The organism is Candidatus Binatus sp. (genome assembly GCF_036567905.1).
Lineage (GTDB): Bacteria > Desulfobacterota > Binatia > Binatales > Binataceae > Binatus.
The window spans coordinates 16,517-31,541 of record NZ_DATCTO010000065.1 but is presented as its reverse complement, the minus strand read 5'-3'; the positions used below and the strand labels follow the sequence as shown (position 1 = coordinate 31,541).

At 60.6% G+C, this 15,025-nt stretch carries 9 protein-coding genes and 1 tRNA gene; 7 read left to right on the top strand and 3 right to left on the bottom strand.

What is annotated here, in order from left to right; genetic code table 11:
* The first annotated feature begins 221 nt into the window (after positions 1 to 221).
* The 6 genes from VIO10_RS10365 to VIO10_RS10340 all read left to right on the top strand — a co-directional run bounded on the left by VIO10_RS10365 (position 222) and on the right by VIO10_RS10340 (position 8,671).
* Complete coding sequence (locus VIO10_RS10365; RefSeq protein WP_331963356.1) at positions 222 to 2,621, top strand: SEC-C metal-binding domain-containing protein; 2,400 nt, start codon at positions 222 to 224, stop codon at positions 2,619 to 2,621.
* A gap of 276 nt (positions 2,622 to 2,897) precedes the next feature.
* Positions 2,898 to 3,509 carry a TetR/AcrR family transcriptional regulator gene (locus VIO10_RS10360; protein WP_331963353.1) on the top strand — a complete coding sequence of 204 codons (612 nt, stop codon included), beginning with the start codon at positions 2,898 to 2,900 and terminating at the stop codon, positions 3,507 to 3,509.
* Positions 3,500 to 4,606: an efflux RND transporter periplasmic adaptor subunit gene (locus VIO10_RS10355; protein WP_331963350.1), complete on the top strand. Its 1,107-nt coding sequence runs from the start codon at positions 3,500 to 3,502 to the stop codon at positions 4,604 to 4,606. Before VIO10_RS10360 ends, VIO10_RS10355 begins: the two co-directional genes overlap by 10 nt.
* Complete coding sequence (locus tag VIO10_RS10350; protein ID WP_331963347.1) at positions 4,603 to 7,734, top strand: efflux RND transporter permease subunit; 3,132 nt, start codon at positions 4,603 to 4,605, stop codon at positions 7,732 to 7,734. Before VIO10_RS10355 ends, VIO10_RS10350 begins: the two co-directional genes overlap by 4 nt.
* Positions 7,735 to 7,815: 81 nt before the next feature.
* Complete coding sequence (locus VIO10_RS10345) at positions 7,816 to 8,175, top strand: sulfite exporter TauE/SafE family protein (protein WP_331963344.1); 360 nt, start codon at positions 7,816 to 7,818, stop codon at positions 8,173 to 8,175.
* A gap of 70 nt (positions 8,176 to 8,245) precedes the next feature.
* Positions 8,246 to 8,671: a DUF6306 domain-containing protein gene (locus VIO10_RS10340; protein WP_331963341.1), complete on the top strand. Its 426-nt coding sequence runs from the start codon at positions 8,246 to 8,248 to the stop codon at positions 8,669 to 8,671.
* Between the two features lie 99 nt (positions 8,672 to 8,770).
* Here VIO10_RS10340 and VIO10_RS10335 read toward each other — a convergent pair whose 3' ends face one another.
* Entirely contained in the window at positions 8,771 to 11,602 is a 2,832-nt protein-coding gene (locus VIO10_RS10335) for a molybdopterin-dependent oxidoreductase (RefSeq protein ID WP_331963338.1), read from the bottom strand.
* A 15-nt stretch (positions 11,603 to 11,617) separates the two neighbouring features.
* Complete coding sequence (locus VIO10_RS10330) at positions 11,618 to 13,150, bottom strand: 4Fe-4S dicluster domain-containing protein (RefSeq protein WP_331963335.1); 1,533 nt, start codon at positions 13,148 to 13,150, stop codon at positions 11,618 to 11,620.
* Positions 13,151 to 13,359: 209 nt separating this feature from the next.
* Here VIO10_RS10330 and VIO10_RS10325 point away from each other — a divergent pair.
* Positions 13,360 to 13,437 (top strand) — tRNA-Val (locus VIO10_RS10325).
* Between the two features lie 222 nt (positions 13,438 to 13,659).
* On the opposite strand, the gene VIO10_RS10320 is transcribed toward VIO10_RS10325, so the two are convergent.
* Positions 13,660 to 14,253 carry a hypothetical protein gene (locus tag VIO10_RS10320; protein ID WP_331963332.1) on the bottom strand — a complete coding sequence of 198 codons (594 nt, stop codon included), beginning with the start codon at positions 14,251 to 14,253 and terminating at the stop codon, positions 13,660 to 13,662.
* Between the last annotated feature and the right edge of the window lie 772 nt (positions 14,254 to 15,025).

Sequence of the window (15,025 nt, the reverse complement as noted above, 5' to 3'; positions counted from 1 at the left end):
CTCGGTCTTTGCCCCGGCCTCGTGTTCGCGCAGCACCCCGATGATCTGCTCCTCGCTGAAGCGACTCCCTTTCATTGTCCGTCTCCTTTTCAGGCGACGGACTCTACCTCATTTCGGCTGAGTTTTCGGGGTGCAGGCCATGTATAATGATTCTTTCCCTAACCCAGCTTATGTCCAAGAAGAGAAGACCGCAGCCCGTTAAGCCAGACGAAGCCTTCTCGATGGGGCCGATCACTGCTGCTCGCTTCGGCAAAAATATTATCTGGAGGAGCAATTGGCCCAAGGGCGCTTTTGAGGAAACTCAGAAGCACCAGGTCGAGAGCTATCCCAAAGTCGTCCAAGAGATTGACACACTCATATCTGAGATTGCGGGTCTCATTAGCGTGCTACCGCCTGACAAGCTCTTGCACCGAGCTTGCTGGGAAATGGCTTATCTACACACGAAAGTCGCCGCCGGAGCCAACGTCCATTCGGAGGAAGTCACCTCGGTCCGGATGATTGACTACGTTCAAAGCGTCATCGCCGCGATACCGCCGGTTTTGGATCAACGTCAGGACGTGACGGAAGAGGAGTGGGCAGCGCTCAGGGGAAAGATCAAAGAGCTCTTCGTGCGGGTCAACCTGGGATATCAACTCTGCCGAACCGCAAAAAACAGGGCTGAGGATCCGAACTTTGACAGAAACTTTGAAAAATTTCGGTTCGCAGCCGAAATCTATTGGTGCAACGTCAGAGGAAAGAGATATCAGGTCCACGAACCGGCTTACCTTAAGGACATGTTCCTTCCGCACTCCGACGTGTTGCAGGAACTGTTTGGCATCTCAGGTGAGCAGTTCGTCGATGAGATCACCAAAATCTGGCACGTACTGTCGTTTGGCATAGGAGATACCTTTGAGTCATTCGCTGAATTTCAAAAAGACGTGATGGAGGCTGTCGACAAAAAGATAGCTGGCTTGCCGCCGCCAGCGGAGCCAGAGTTGCGCGCATTGATGGATGAAGTGGTGAGGGAAAATGGGTGGGAAGAACGCCAGAATCGTATTTCTGGTCTTTTCGAAATGGACCTCTTCGATCTGCAAAAGACGACGACTCTCCCACGAAAGCTATTGGACGAACTGACTTTGTCGCCAGGGGAAGAGACGGAATTCTTCGCGGAAGGGGAGTTTCGCGGTTGGCCCCTGCGTATCTGGCCAATATTCAAGCGCCCCTTCATCCGGTTGGACGGGCGATACTACTGTTTCGATCTTTATAGCCTGCTCGACAATCTCTATCGCGTCATGCAGCGAGTCATTCGGCGCCTCAAGCCAGACTATGAGCAAACCTGGAACAATATTCAGCAACAAGTATCGGAAGACCTTCCTTTCAAATACCTAGGGAACTTGCTCCCGGGCGCGAAGGTGTTGAGGCAGGTTTACTATAGCGGCCAAACAGCCGCGGGAACCACTGAGTGGTGCGAGACTGACGGACTCCTGATTTACGATGACCATCTGTTCGTCATCGAGGCCAGAGGCGGGGCCTTCACATACACGCCGCCTGCGACCGATTTTCCGGCATATGTCGCATCTCTTAAAAATCTCGTCTTGAAACCCGCTACGCAGGGCAAGCGGTTCGTTGACTATTTGAGAAGTGCCGACACTGTTCCTTTGTTCGACAGAGATCACAGGCAGCTCGACGAGCTTAGAAAGAAGGACTTTCGCCGCATCACGATATGCCCGGTGACCCTCGACGCATTCACTGAGATGGCCGCACAGGTACAGCATCTCGGTAAGATCGGCGTAGACGTTGGGGCCGAACCCGTTTGGGCCGTATCTCTAGACGATCTCCGCGTCTACGCAGACATCTTCGAGAATCCGTTGCTATTCCTGCACTACGTCGAACAGAGGATGCAGGCGTTCCGGTCAGACGTTGTCCAGTCGGACGACGAGCTTGACCATTTGGGCCTGTATCTCAAGCACAACCACTACAGCACCTACGCTCAGGAAATGCATCGAGAATCGGGCGCGCGGATCAAATTCATCGGGTACCGCGCAAATGTTGACAGATTCTTTGGCGAGCGGATGCTTGACCGCGGCACACCCTGCCCTCTCAAACAAATCACCCCCGTTCGAATTCTGGAGATTGTTGAGTTCCTTTCGCAGGGCAGCAAGCCTGGACGCGCCGAAGTCGCTGCATATTTGCTTGATCTCGATGCCGAAGGGCGTGAGGCCGTCTCGAAGAACATCGACGAGGAGTTGCGGAGGCAGCCCACCACAAAGCGCCCAAAGCCATTTTCGATGCACGGCGAGGTTAGTCTGACAGTGTTCTGTTGGACGGACGCTTGGGCACGTCGAAGATCCGCCCTAGCGGTTGAACATGCGCGGACGGTGTCTTTGGTCAACGAGGATCCGCATCGGCTTCTGCTTCAGCTAAGTTACACAGAGGCGGGGATTCTCCAAGATGTCGATTGGCATTGGGTGGATTTGGCCAGCATCCCGCTCGTCGAGTTGCCAGAGTTGCGCGCCAACGCGGATGGGTTGCGTCGGGAAAGGATCGCCAATGCAAAGGGCCTGAAGGGGAAAATTGGGAAGAACGAACCGTGCCCTTGCGGCAGCGGCAAGAAGTACAAGAAGTGCTGCTTGGGGAGGTAGTTGGCGATCGGCGATGAGGGATAAGTGTTGGAAGCAGGGGATTTTCCACGTCAATGCGGACGATCTGCGTCTCAGGAAGGGCATCCTTGCAAAATGGACCCGCTCCCGACCCTCGACGACTCGCCCGTCTGAGCAGGGGTGACCCCTGCACCCAGTGTTAACGCCGCGCTCCGTTGTCGCGCGCGGCCTGCATTTTCCCGCCCCCCCCCTTGCCTCGATTTCGACAATTTGCCTAGACTGACTGTACGTTCATTTGACTGACTGTTCAGTTTAGCCATGACCAAGGAAGAAGTAATCAAGGAATTCCGGGTGCGGGAGATCCTCGAAGCCGCACGGCGCGTGATGGCTCGATACGGTATGCAGGGGACCACCATCGATCGGGTGGCCGAGGAAGCGAAGGTCGCCAAGGGCACCATCTACCTCTACTTCGATACCAAAGACGAGCTGGTCCACACCGCGGTGATCGAGGGTCTGCGCGAAATGACGGCGGAGGTTCTTGCTTCGGACGATCCGTCGATGCCGCCGCTGGAGCGAATCCGCAGACTCATCCTGTCCCAGTTCCGAATTCAGGCCTCGAACCAGGACTTTTTGAAGACACTTATCATCGGCAATTCGCTGGATATCGAGCTCGAATCCGAGACCGCCCAGCGAGAATTGCGGGTCTATGCCGGCCATCTCGATTTCGTCGCGTCGGTGCTGCAGGACGCGATCGACCACGGCGCGATTCGGCCGATCGATCCGCAATTCGCGGCGTTCATGCTCGGTGAGATGCTGACCGGATCGCTGCGGCGCCGGCTGCTCAAGCTGGCGTCGAGTCCGCTCGAATCGGATGCCGAAGCAGTCGTGGAGCTTTTTCTAAAAGGGATTGCGGCGATTCCATGCGACTGAAGTCTTTCAGGGTTTCGGCTTTCGCCGGACTGGCGGCCGCGCTGGGCGCGTTGGCGCTTTGCGGATGCCATCAACCGGCTGCGGCCGAGGTTGAAAAGGATAAGACGGGGCCGGCGCCAATTTCGATCGCGGTCGCCACGGCGCATCAGCAGAGTCTCGATCGCACGGCCGAGATGCAGGGGGCGCTTTTCCCGCGCGAGCATGCGGTGATGTCGTCGGAGGTCGAGGGCGCGGTCGCCCAGGTAGCCGCGGACTTCGGCGACAAGGTTATCGCCGGCCAGGTGATGATGAAAATCAACCCGCGCGAATATGAACTGCGGGTTGAGACCGCCGAGGCTGCGCTCGATCAGGAGCGCGCCAAGCTTGCCAACTCGACCGCGCGCTACAATCGCGCCAAGGCGCTCAAGCAGGAAGGGACCATCTCGCCCGAGCAGTTCGATCTAATGACGTCGCAGCTGCGCGTCGATCAGGCTGACACGGAATCGGCGGAAAAGGCGCTGGCGATGGCGCGCAAGAAACTCGGCGACACCGAAATCAAGGCGCCGTTTGGCGGCTCCGTGCAAAAGCGGATGGTCTCGCTCGGCGAGTACGTCTCACCGGGCAAAGAGCTTTACGAACTGATCGCGACCGACCCGATCAAGCTGCGCTGCCCGATGCCGGAACGGTTCGTGCCGCTGGCGCGAGTCGGCATGCCGGTGAAGCTTACGATCGACGCCAAGCCCGGTGCGTGGTACACGGGAAAAATCACGCGCATCGCGCCGGCGCTCGACGAAAGCAGCCGCACGCTGCTGATCGAGGCCGAGGTCGCCAACCCCGACGGCGCGCTGAAGGCGGGATTCTTCGCCCACGTGACCATGAATCTCGGCCGCGATCGCGCGCTGTTCGTACCCACCCTGGCGGTGCTGCGCTACGCGGGCGTCGCGCGCGTATTCATCGTCGATGGGGAAGTGGTTCGATCCCGCGAGGTGACCACCGGCAGCGTCGTTGGCGACCAGATCGAAATCACCGCAGGGCTGAAGGAGGGCGAGCACGTCGCGGTCAGCGACGTCGATCGCCTGGCCGACGGCACCGCGGTGATCGCCAAAGAGCAGTCATGATTCTCGCCGACCTGTGCGTGCGCCGGCCGGTCTTCGCCACGATGTTCGTCGGCGCGCTGGTCGTGCTCGGATGGTTTTCCTACATGCGGCTGGGCGTCGATCTGTTTCCCAAGGTCGATATGCCGACCGTGATGGTCACGACGTTCCTGCCCGGCGCCGCGCCCGAGGAAGCCGAGGCGCGCGTCACCAAGCCGATCGAGGAAGCGGTCAACACCATCAGCGGAATCGACGAGATGCGCTCGAACACGCTCGAAGGCGTCTCCCGGGTCATTATCGAGTTCAAGCTCGAGCGCAGCCTCGACGCCGCCATGCAGGACGTGCGCGACAGGATTTCGACGGTGCTCGATCAGCTGCCCGACGGGACCAAGCCACCGCTGGTGCAGAAGTTCGACTTCGACGCGGTGCCGGTCGTGACGCTCACGGTCACCGGCTACCAGAGCCTGAAAGAACTCACCGAGCTGGCGCGCCGGCGCCTCAAGGAACCGCTCGAATCGGTTGACGGAGTGGGTTCGATCGATATCGTCGGCGGACGCGAGCGCGAAATTCACGTCGATGTCGACGCCGACAAGCTGCACGCGACGGGAGTGACGATTCAGCAGGTCGGCGCCGCTCTGTCCCGGCAAAACGTCGAGTACCCCGGCGGCCGCATAATGCAGGGGATGTCCGAGGAGATGCTGCGCACGCTCGGCCGTATCACCGAGGTTCCCGATTTCGCCAAGGTTATCGTCAGCGAGGCCGAGGGGCGGCCGGTCACGGTCGGCGACGTCGCGTCGGTCGAGGATGGGGTCAAGGAACCGCGCTCGCTGTCGCGCTGGGACAACAAGAATGCGGTGTCGCTGGTGGTGCGCAAGCAGTCGGGCGAGAACACGATCGCGGTCGTCGATCGCGTCAGAGAGCGCTACGACACGATCAAGGGCGCGCTCCCGCCCGGCGTCGACGTGATCTTCACGCGCGATGCGTCGGCGTTCATCCGCGAGGCGGTCCACTCCGTGCAGGAGCACCTCGTGCTCGGCGGCATCTGCGCGGCGATCGTGGTGTTCTTTTTTCTCGGCTCGATTCGCTCGACGCTGATCGCCGCGGTCGCGATTCCCGTTTCGATCGTCTCGACTTACTCGTTGATCTTGTGGATGGGTTTCACGCTCAACCGCATGACGCTGCTCGCGCTGACGCTCGCGGTCGGAATAGTAATCGACGACGCCATCGTCGTGCTGGAAAATATTTTCCGCTTCATCGAAGAAAAGAACATGGACCCGATCCCCGCCGCGAAAGCGGCCACCGCCGAGGTCGGGCTGGCCGTCAGTGCGACTACGCTCTCGCTGGTGGTCATCTTCGTACCCGTCGCGTTCATCCACGGCGTGATGGGCCGGTTCCTGAATTCGTTCGGCCTGACGATGGCGTTCGCGATCATGGTGTCGCTGCTGGTTTCGTTTACGCTGACCCCGATGCTGTGTTCGCGCTATCTGAAAGGCAAGTCGGCGGGCGGCGCGAAACACAACGGCTCGAAGGACTGGAAAATTTTCCGGTGGATCGAGGACTACTACGCCGTCGCGCTGCGCTGGTCGCTCGACCATCGATGGGCGCTGGTCGTCGCGTCCGTCGCGCTGGTCGTCTCGATCCCGTTCCTGGGCAAACTGGTCGGCGCGACCTTCCTGCCCGACGACGACTCGAGCGAATTCGCGGTTAACATCCGCACGCAGCCCGGATACTCGCTCGCGCATACCGATCAAATAGTCGCGCAGATCGAGGATCGGCTGCGCACCATCCCCGAAGTTCGCGATCTGTTCACCACCGTCGGCGACACCAACGGCGACGATCGCGTGACGGTCGCTGAAGTTGACGCGAAACTCTTCCCGCTCGGTCAGCGCCGCCGCAGCCAGGAACTGGTGATGGCCGACGCGCGCAAGTTGATGGACGCGTTCCCGGCGCTGCGCGTGAGCGTCGATTCGATCAAGCCGTGGGAGGAGGGCGGCTATCACGAAATGGCGGTCGAATATGCCATGCGCGGTCCCGACCTCGAAACGCTGCGGACATACGCCGACAGCCTGATGACGCGGCTCGCAAAAATCCCCGGCATCGTCGATCTCGACTCGAGCTATGAGGGCGGGCTGCCGGAGCTCCAGGTCAACATCGATCGCTCCAAGTCGGCCGACCTGGGCGTGTCGGTGGACGATATCGCGCAGACGATGCGCACGATGGTGCAGGGCGACGTGATCACGCGCTTTCGCGAAGGCCAGGATACCTACGACGTGCGCCTGCAGTTGGCCGCCAAGGATCGCAACAATCCGGTGGTGGTCGCGGGGCTGACGATTCCTTCAAGCAAGGTTGGGCAGGTGCGGCTGGACAACGTGGCGACGCTTACGCACGGGACCGGCCCGGTGGAGATCGACCGGCAGGACCGCCAGCGCAACGTCTCGATCGTCTTCAATCTCGCGCCGGGATTCGCGATGAACAAGGTAATGGACGCCGTCACGCGCGAGGTCAAGCAGTTTCAGCTGCCGCCCGGCTATATCACGACGTTCGGCGGTCAGAGCAAGTATTACAGCGAGATGGTCGCCGGCTTCGTGATCGCCTTCCTGCTCTCGATCATCTTCATGTACATGGTGCTGGCGGCGCAGTTTGAGAGCTTCGTCCATCCGATCACGATCATGTTGTCGCTGCCGCTGGCGGTCCCGTTCGCGCTGATCTCGCTGTTGGTCTTTCGCGAGCATCTGATGCTGTTCTCGACGCTGGGCATTTTGCTGCTGTTCGGCATCGTGAAAAAGAACTCGATCCTTCAGCTCGATCAAACGCTCAACCTGCTGCGCACCGGAATGGCGCGCCGCCAGGCGATCCTGACCGCGAATCGCGATCGGTTGCGGCCGATCCTGATGACCACGGCGGCGCTGGTCGCGGGCATGATCCCGGTCGCGATTGGGCAGGGCGCCGGCGACAGCTCGATTCGCGCAATCGCGCTGGTCGTGATCGGCGGTCAGACCCTGTGCCTGCTGATCACCCTGCTGATTACCCCGGTGGCTTTCTCGCTGTTCGACGATATGGAGAATTGGTTGCGCAACTTCCGCAAGCCTCCCGCACGGCTCAAGCTGGTAGAGCCTCTGTACGACGAGCCCGACCGCCACGCGCTCAACTAGCGGCGCGCATCTCCATCTTCAATCTTCATCCCGCGTTCTGATACGCTCGCAAAATTATTGAGCGCTGGAGACAAACCACTAATGGGCCAAATCGTAATCGTTCTTGCACTCGGGCTTGCCGCGGGCATACTCGGCGGATTCGTCGGCGTCGGCGGAGGCGTCCTGATCGTCCCGGTGCTCGTGCTGGTGCTCGGCTTCGATCAACATCTCGCGGTGGGCACCTCTCTGGGCGCGCTGCTGCCCCCGGTCGGAATCCTCGGTGCGTACGAGTACTACAAGCACGGCCATCTCAACGTCACGTATGCGCTGCTGCTGGGCTTGGGCTTGCTGATCGGTGCTTACATCGGCGCGGTGTACGCGGTAAAGCTGCCGGGGGCGACGCTTCGCCGCATTTTCGCGGTATTCCTGCTGCTGACCTCGCTTCGGATGCTGTACAAATAGACTTATCGCGCGGTTGCGCACGCGACTCGATTTCCTTGCGCTGGCGGATTGCCCTTACTAAGTTCGCGATGTGGACCCGGCGCTCGAAAAAGCACTCAACCTTCTGCTCGAATCCGAGCGCGCCGGAGTGATTGCTCTCGCCGCGCTCATCGCCGAGGTCAAGCAGGACGAACTGAGGAAGTTCCTCTCCGGCTCGCGTGCGATGGAACAGCGCAACGCCGAGGAACTCGAGGCTCTGATTCGCGACAACGGCGGCAACCCGTCCAGCGGCATCGGGCCGTTCGCCGGCAAAGTCGCCGCGCTCGAGTCGATTCGCGATCGCCTGAACCTGATGTCACGCGGTCAGGAATGGGCCGCGCGCAAAACCGAAGTCGCGCTCGCACTCGCCCCCGCAGACGGCCCCATACACAACTACCTGACTGCGATGGCAAATCGGCATCGCGCCGAAGTGGAATGGGGCCGCGCGGAAGTTATCCGCCTCATGTCAGCCGGCTAAGAGCGTACGCGCTCGAGACTCAAGTCTCCAGCCGGGACGTTTCCTGCTCACTTGGCGCAGTCGTCCCATGATTCTTGCACGGTGCGGTTTCTTCCCGCGCTAACTGTCCTGAGGCAAATAGAATGCCTCAGGGGCAGGTCGGTACACGCGGTTCAACCATAGCGGCCGTCTAAGCCGGCCAGGACCGGGCGCGGGCCGCGCCATCTTCAGCCAGCGCCGGTAGACCTCGTGCGCGAGGTTCGTATCTACGAAAATATCGCCGTAGCGATCGCCCGGCGCCGGTTTCTCGATGCGCACCTTCAGATGCCAGCAGTGCTGCCCGCTGACGGGGTCAGGCTGCACCGGAAATGCCAGGTTTTGATGCACGCCCGCGTCTTCCCACCATATCCGCTCCGAGTCGGGATCCTCGCTCTTGAACGCCTTGATGCCGTGAATCTGGCGCATCATCCATTTTCCCGGCGACCTTTGCTTGAGATCGACCAGCGCCGTCGACCATCGCTCACCCCCGGAGTTCTCCTTGAGGCGCCAACGCCCAAGATGATGCGAGCATGCGATCACTCCAGGCCGAATTCCTTCCGTCACCCACACCTTGTCGATGAAATAGCCGATCTCGGTATGCACTTTGACCAGGTCTCCGGTCTTGAGACCGAATCGTTGTGCGTCTTTTGTGTGTATCCAGACCGGGTTCTTGTGAGATATTTCATATAGCCACTTGGCATTGCCGGATCGAGTATGAATCAAGGTGGGGAGCCGGAACGTCGGCAATAGCAACATCTCGCCGCGGGTTATATCTATATTGTCGCGATGCACATGGCTGCGGATGTAGGTCGGAACTGAGTATTCCGGCCATTTCCACTCCTTGAGAGTCTTCGAATAGAATTCGAGCTTGCGCGACGGCGTCGGAAAGCCGACGTACTTCTCGCCGTCGATTTCGACTCCGACCGCTTCGCGTCCCTTCTCGATCACGTGCGTGGCCGGATTAGTCACTGCGCCGTCGAGCCTTGCGCGCTCGACGCCGTCCTCGTGCGTGCGATAGACGTTGTCCTCGACCAGGAACGCTCCGTACTTGCGCATGTACTCCAGCGGCGTCATGCTTTGGGCCTGCGCTGCCGCGGGCAAGCCCGGCACGCTGTTCTCGAAGATCCAGCGGTAGTAGTCCTCGAGCGTCAACTTCTCACCGGCGCGATACGGCGATTCGAAGTTTTTCCTGATGCCGAGTGCGCCATCGGGATCGATTCGCCAGGAAAGCTCGATCCAGAATTCGTCTTCTTCCCAGACCTCGCCGAGTCCCGCCTCGCGATGCGCCTGCCAGGTGGTCGCGAACTTCCGCCCTTTTTTTTCAAGCGCGAGCCTGAGCACGGGTTGCCGAAATCCGATCCATCGAGCGCAATGCGTTTCCTGGCTGAGCAAATCGTGCCGTTCCGACGCGTGGCCCATCGGCAGCACGTAGTCCGCGAACCAGGCGGTCTCGCTCCAAATCGGCGTCAGACACGCGTGCCGCTCGACCTTGCTCTCGTCTGTGAGCGCCTCTATCCAACTCATCCCGTCCGGATCCGTCCACACCGGATTGTGCACGCGGGTGAAATAGGCGGCCAGTTTGCCGCGGCCTTCCCTCAGGAAATGAGGCAGGAGAAAACTCATTTCAAAGAACGCGATCGGAAATTCGCGGGGCCACATCATCTCGTTCCAGACATTCGGCGGCGCGGGCATCATCGGCGGCATCGGCACAAACTTGTTGGCAGTATTCGGATTGGTGCCGCCGGGCGCGCCCACGGCGCCCATCAACACGACCAGAAATTCGAGCGCCCGCGCCACCTGCCATCCGCCAAGATTTCCCGCCGCCGCGTTGCGCCACACGTGCGTCGCCAGCGCGGATTTTGCGCGCGCGGCCTCATGCGCGACCTCCACGATCACGGCGGCAGACGCACCTGACTCCTGCTCGGCGAACTCCGGAGTGTAGCGAGCATAAAGCTGCTTCAGCGCGGCGATGAAGCTGTCGAATCGAAGCGGTCGCCCAGGATGCTCCTCGCGAAGATACTCTTCCCAGTTGACCCATCGCCGCATGAATTCGGCGTCGTAGAGATCCTCCTGAAGAATCACGTTGCACATCGCCAGCAGCACCGCCGCTTCGGTGCCGGGCCAGGTCGATAGCCAGTAGTCCGCCTTGCTGGCGGTGTTGGACAGGCGCGTATCGATGACGCAGATCTTCGCGCCGCGCTGTTTGCCTTCGATTATCCGTTGCGCGTGCGGATTGAAGTAATGACCGGCCTCGAGATGCGCGCTCAGCAGCAAAATGAAACGCGCATTGGCGTGATCCGGCGACGGGCGATCGGCGCCGTGCCAGAATGCATATCCCGTACGCGCGCCGGCCGAACATACATTAGTATGACTATTATGTCCGTCGATTCCCCACGAATGTAGTATGCGCTGATTGTATATCAACTCGTGACCGGGCCGGCCGACATGGTAAACGATTTCGTTCCGCCGTCCTTCGACCAGCGCCTTTCTGATTCGCGCCGCCAGATCATCGAGCACCTCGTCCCAGCTCACACGCTCCCAGTTTCCCTCGCCGCGCTGGCCGGTGCGCTTGAGCGGATAGAGTATTCGCTCCGGGTCGTTGACCTGGTTGATCGTCGCGGGACCCTTGGCGCAGTTGCGGCCACGGCTGCCGGGATGCTCGGGATTGCCTTCGAATTTGCGAATCTTGAGAGTATCCTTGTCAACGTAGGCGAGCAGGCCGCATCCCGCTTCGCAGTTGAAACATATCGTCGGAATGATCGAATAGTGGCGCTCGACCTTCCGCGGCCAATGCGCCGGATCGAACTCGATCCAATCTTCCCATTGCGCCGGCGGAGGATAGCTTGCCAGTCCATTCACCGGCGGATCGAGATCCTTCGCGGCAGGATTCAACGGCTCGGAGTTATTACTCATCGCAATAGCCTGTAGCTAACTCAGCGCAATAGCCTGCCCGGCTTCTATCCATATCGACTCGAATATCCATATGCCTGCGAGTGCGCATACGGCAGCCAACACAGCCGGCGCCGTCAAGATACCTGTGCAAAGCCCCGCGACCAGCAGCACCGACGGCAACACCAGGCCCAGGCCGATCGCGCCCAGCCAGAACCGCCGGCGCAGCTCGCCCCTGATCATCAGATCGGCCGCCAACTTCCCGTCCGCGCTTATCTGTTCAAAAAACAACTCACCCATCGCGATCGCGAGACTGACTAATAGAGACATAACCAGTATTTGATCGAGCGTCCTCGTCGTCTGGAGATTGCGGCTTTCGACTGCGGCCAGGATGATCAGGACCGACGCACCCGCGACCATCGCCTGTGACAACAACTGCCACAGAAAGAGCCGGCTCTGCCACAGGTCGCGCCCGCTGCCTTGCGCGAAGAGGAAAGCGGAATAGCCAGCCGAACCAATTCCAAACGCGGCGGCAGGATATACTATGAATCCGGACGGTGTTCCGGCGAGAATCGAGGTGAATAGCCAGACGAACGAAAGTCCGCCGTATGCGATTAGTATGTAGGCGCCGATTACTACCCATGATCGCAGATTCGGCTTGGTGAGCAGGTAATAGAAACGATCGGGCCGCTTAAGGTCGAAAATCAGAAGCAGCGCGGTCAGCCCGGTGAAGATCATCGCAACGATCGGGCTCGAGATACTAATCAGCGCGCGCTCGTTTTCGGTACCGAGTCCGAGCAACATTGCCGCGACGATCAGCACGCCGCCAGCGATCGCCTTGGTCCACAGATAAGCCGCAATTTTCCATCCCCAGGGCGCCCGATGCGCGACGTCGTAAACCACTCGCGGCGCACCGGCATCTCGTTTCACTTCGTCAGTCGTGGCCAGGGCGTAAACCGCTTGGCCCGGCTGCTGATCCGACCAGAAGTGACTTCCCTGGTGCGCCGGCGCGGTCGGCTGAAGCAGGTCGGCGTCGATTCCGACGTAAAATAGCTTCGGTTCGGTGTGCTTGTACGGTTTGCGAGCGCTCACGGCCTGCGTCGCGATGATTCGGCTGACCTTGCTTTGCGAGTCGTCGAGGTCGCCCGTGATTATCGCCTGCGTCGGGCACACGATGACGCACGCGGGTTGCAGATCGCGCTCGACGCGATGCGCGCAGTAGTTGCACTTTGCCGCGGTGTTGCTGTTGGGATCGAGGTAGAGCGCGTCGTATGGACAAGCCTGCATGCACGATTCGCAGCCGATGCATCGCTCGTTGTCGAAGTCAACGATCCCGTCCTTGCGCCGATACAGCGACGTGGTGGGACAAATCTCGATGCACGGTGCGGCGTCGCAGTGGTTGCATCGCAACACGCCAAAGTGGCGCGAGGCGTTGGGAAACTCGCCCTTCTCGAGGTACTTGACCCAGGTGCGGAAAACGCCGATCGGAACGTTATGCTCTTCCTTGCATGCCACCGTGCATGCGTGACATCCGATGCAGCGGTCCTGGTCGATGACAAAGCCGTAGCGCATGATCGCGATCCGCGTTGCGCCGACGCGCCAGGATGTTGAATCGATCCGAGTCGATCACGCGACACTGTCGAGCCTGGCTGCGCGCGGCGGCGGCTACACCAATACCGCCGCCGTCCTTAGGACGCAAATCGCGCCACCTGCCGCGGCCATCACATAATCCTGCACTCTTGCGGCGTTCGCTGCCCGGCGCGATAATCCCACGCTGCGGTGGACGCATAGCTCAGCCCGGTTAGAGCGCTTGCCTCACATGCAAGAGGTCCCTGGTTCGAGTCCAGGTGCGTCCACCAAATAATTCTTTACGGCGACAAGGGCTTTACGACTTCCAGCGATCGCGGCGCGGGTGATGGGTGAAACGCGGCGGTCAAATCGGCGGGCAAATCGACCGGTTAATTTGAGAGGTTCCGGGAAGCGCCGGCGGAGCCGGGCGCGCGCAGCGTGGCGGCTTTATCGACATTGAGTGCTACTCTGTCGGCAAGGAGGGGGCTATGCCGTTACCCCACATAATGATTCTAGTTCTCGTTGCCCTGCTCGGTTGGAACGTGTTGCGCAACATCTGGAAAACCCCCAAGCAGTAAGCAACTGCGCGAGGTCTGCCGCGGAACGGAGACTCGCACGCGATGGCGGCGGGCGAAGTCGGCGATCGCGTCCGGCGCCTCATTGCACAACAGGACCATCGAGACGCGCTTGGCGCGGTGCTCGATGTAATCGGCATCCGCGCGAAGCAGGGCGCGTGCGTGCATTAACTGCGCGGCGTGCTCGTAAGCCGCGGCGTTGGTGGCGATGACCAGGTACAGGCGGCTAGAGGTCCACGCCATGCCGGTCACGCGCGGCTCGAAACTCTTGAGTGCGCGGCGTTGCCAGTCTGGCTTCCCTTCGGCGAATTGAAGGCCGGCCTGAGTCCAAAAGCGCGGCTCGATCCGGTACGCGGCGCGCGGCAAGGTGCGCTCGCGCCATATCCTGAAGCGGACAGCCATCGCGGGGTTGCCGCTCAACTTCGCCGGCGTTGCGGATTCCATGACGGGGAATTTACTCGCAGCCGCGCAGAGATTGAACCCGCCTTCACAGGCACTTTCCGGGCAGTTTTCTACGGCATGGACGCTCACGCAAGGGGAATCGGGATAAGGCGAGGAGAGGAGGAAAATACCTCGACGGGAAAATCGAGCGACCGGGAAAAGATCGAGTCGCGAGCCGGAAAGGGCGACCAGGTCCCCCTCGCGCGCTGACTCGGGGCTCGTATCAAAAATCGAAACGATCGCGGAATAAATTGTTGGGTTGGAGCCGGTCCGACAATTTTCTTATGAGAGAGGCTCGATAGGGAAATGACAGTCTTACGATAGGAACGTGTACTCGGCGCGACGGGAAGCGGGAACCCGGCGATCGCGGCGCACGCCGCGCGAAGCCGCGATCCGCCGGCGGCCGAGCCGCAGAATCGAGCGATCGCATACAGCACTCGCCGGCATGGCGAGCAGCGATGGCGCGCGCCGGGGCGGGCGCCCGGCAAGGAGCCACGATTCATCCTTGGTCTAGGTGTTGCCCTGGGTTGCAGTGTGCGGGACACGCCGCGAATCCTAACAAGGCGCGCGAGCGAAGCCCTGGAGGCCGGCCGCGATCGCGAGTACGGATCGCGGCGGAGACGGTGAAGTGCGCAAATGCGAATCCCGGCGGGAGGCCGGGATTGCATGCTTGGCCCGACGCGGATTACCGTGCGGGTGTGTCTCCAAGCGAACGTAGCATACGCGCAAACCCACCACTCGATCCAGATACTCCCAGCATCGATCGGCCGAATCGCCGGCGCGGCGCGCCCATATTTCTCGATACGGTTCCGCCGGCGCCGGCGACGGATTCAGAGCTGGCCCGGCGCTGCGAGGAGGTAGG

What these genes read in the sequence shown, in the direction of transcription:
- VIO10_RS10365 (WP_331963356.1), top strand. Translation starts at nt 222, where the DNA reads ATGGGGCCGATCACTGCTGCTCGCTTCGGCAAAAATATTATCTGGAGG.
- VIO10_RS10360 (WP_331963353.1), top strand. Translation starts at nt 2,898, where the DNA reads ATGACCAAGGAAGAAGTAATCAAGGAATTCCGGGTGCGGGAGATCCTC.
- VIO10_RS10355 (WP_331963350.1), top strand. Translation starts at nt 3,500, where the DNA reads ATGCGACTGAAGTCTTTCAGGGTTTCGGCTTTCGCCGGACTGGCGGCC.
- VIO10_RS10350 (WP_331963347.1), top strand. Translation starts at nt 4,603, where the DNA reads ATGATTCTCGCCGACCTGTGCGTGCGCCGGCCGGTCTTCGCCACGATG.
- VIO10_RS10345 (WP_331963344.1), top strand. Translation starts at nt 7,816, where the DNA reads ATGGGCCAAATCGTAATCGTTCTTGCACTCGGGCTTGCCGCGGGCATA.
- VIO10_RS10335 (WP_331963338.1), bottom strand. Translation starts at nt 11,602, where the DNA reads ATGAGTAATAACTCCGAGCCGTTGAATCCTGCCGCGAAGGATCTCGAT.
- VIO10_RS10330 (WP_331963335.1), bottom strand. Translation starts at nt 13,150, where the DNA reads ATGCGCTACGGCTTTGTCATCGACCAGGACCGCTGCATCGGATGTCAC.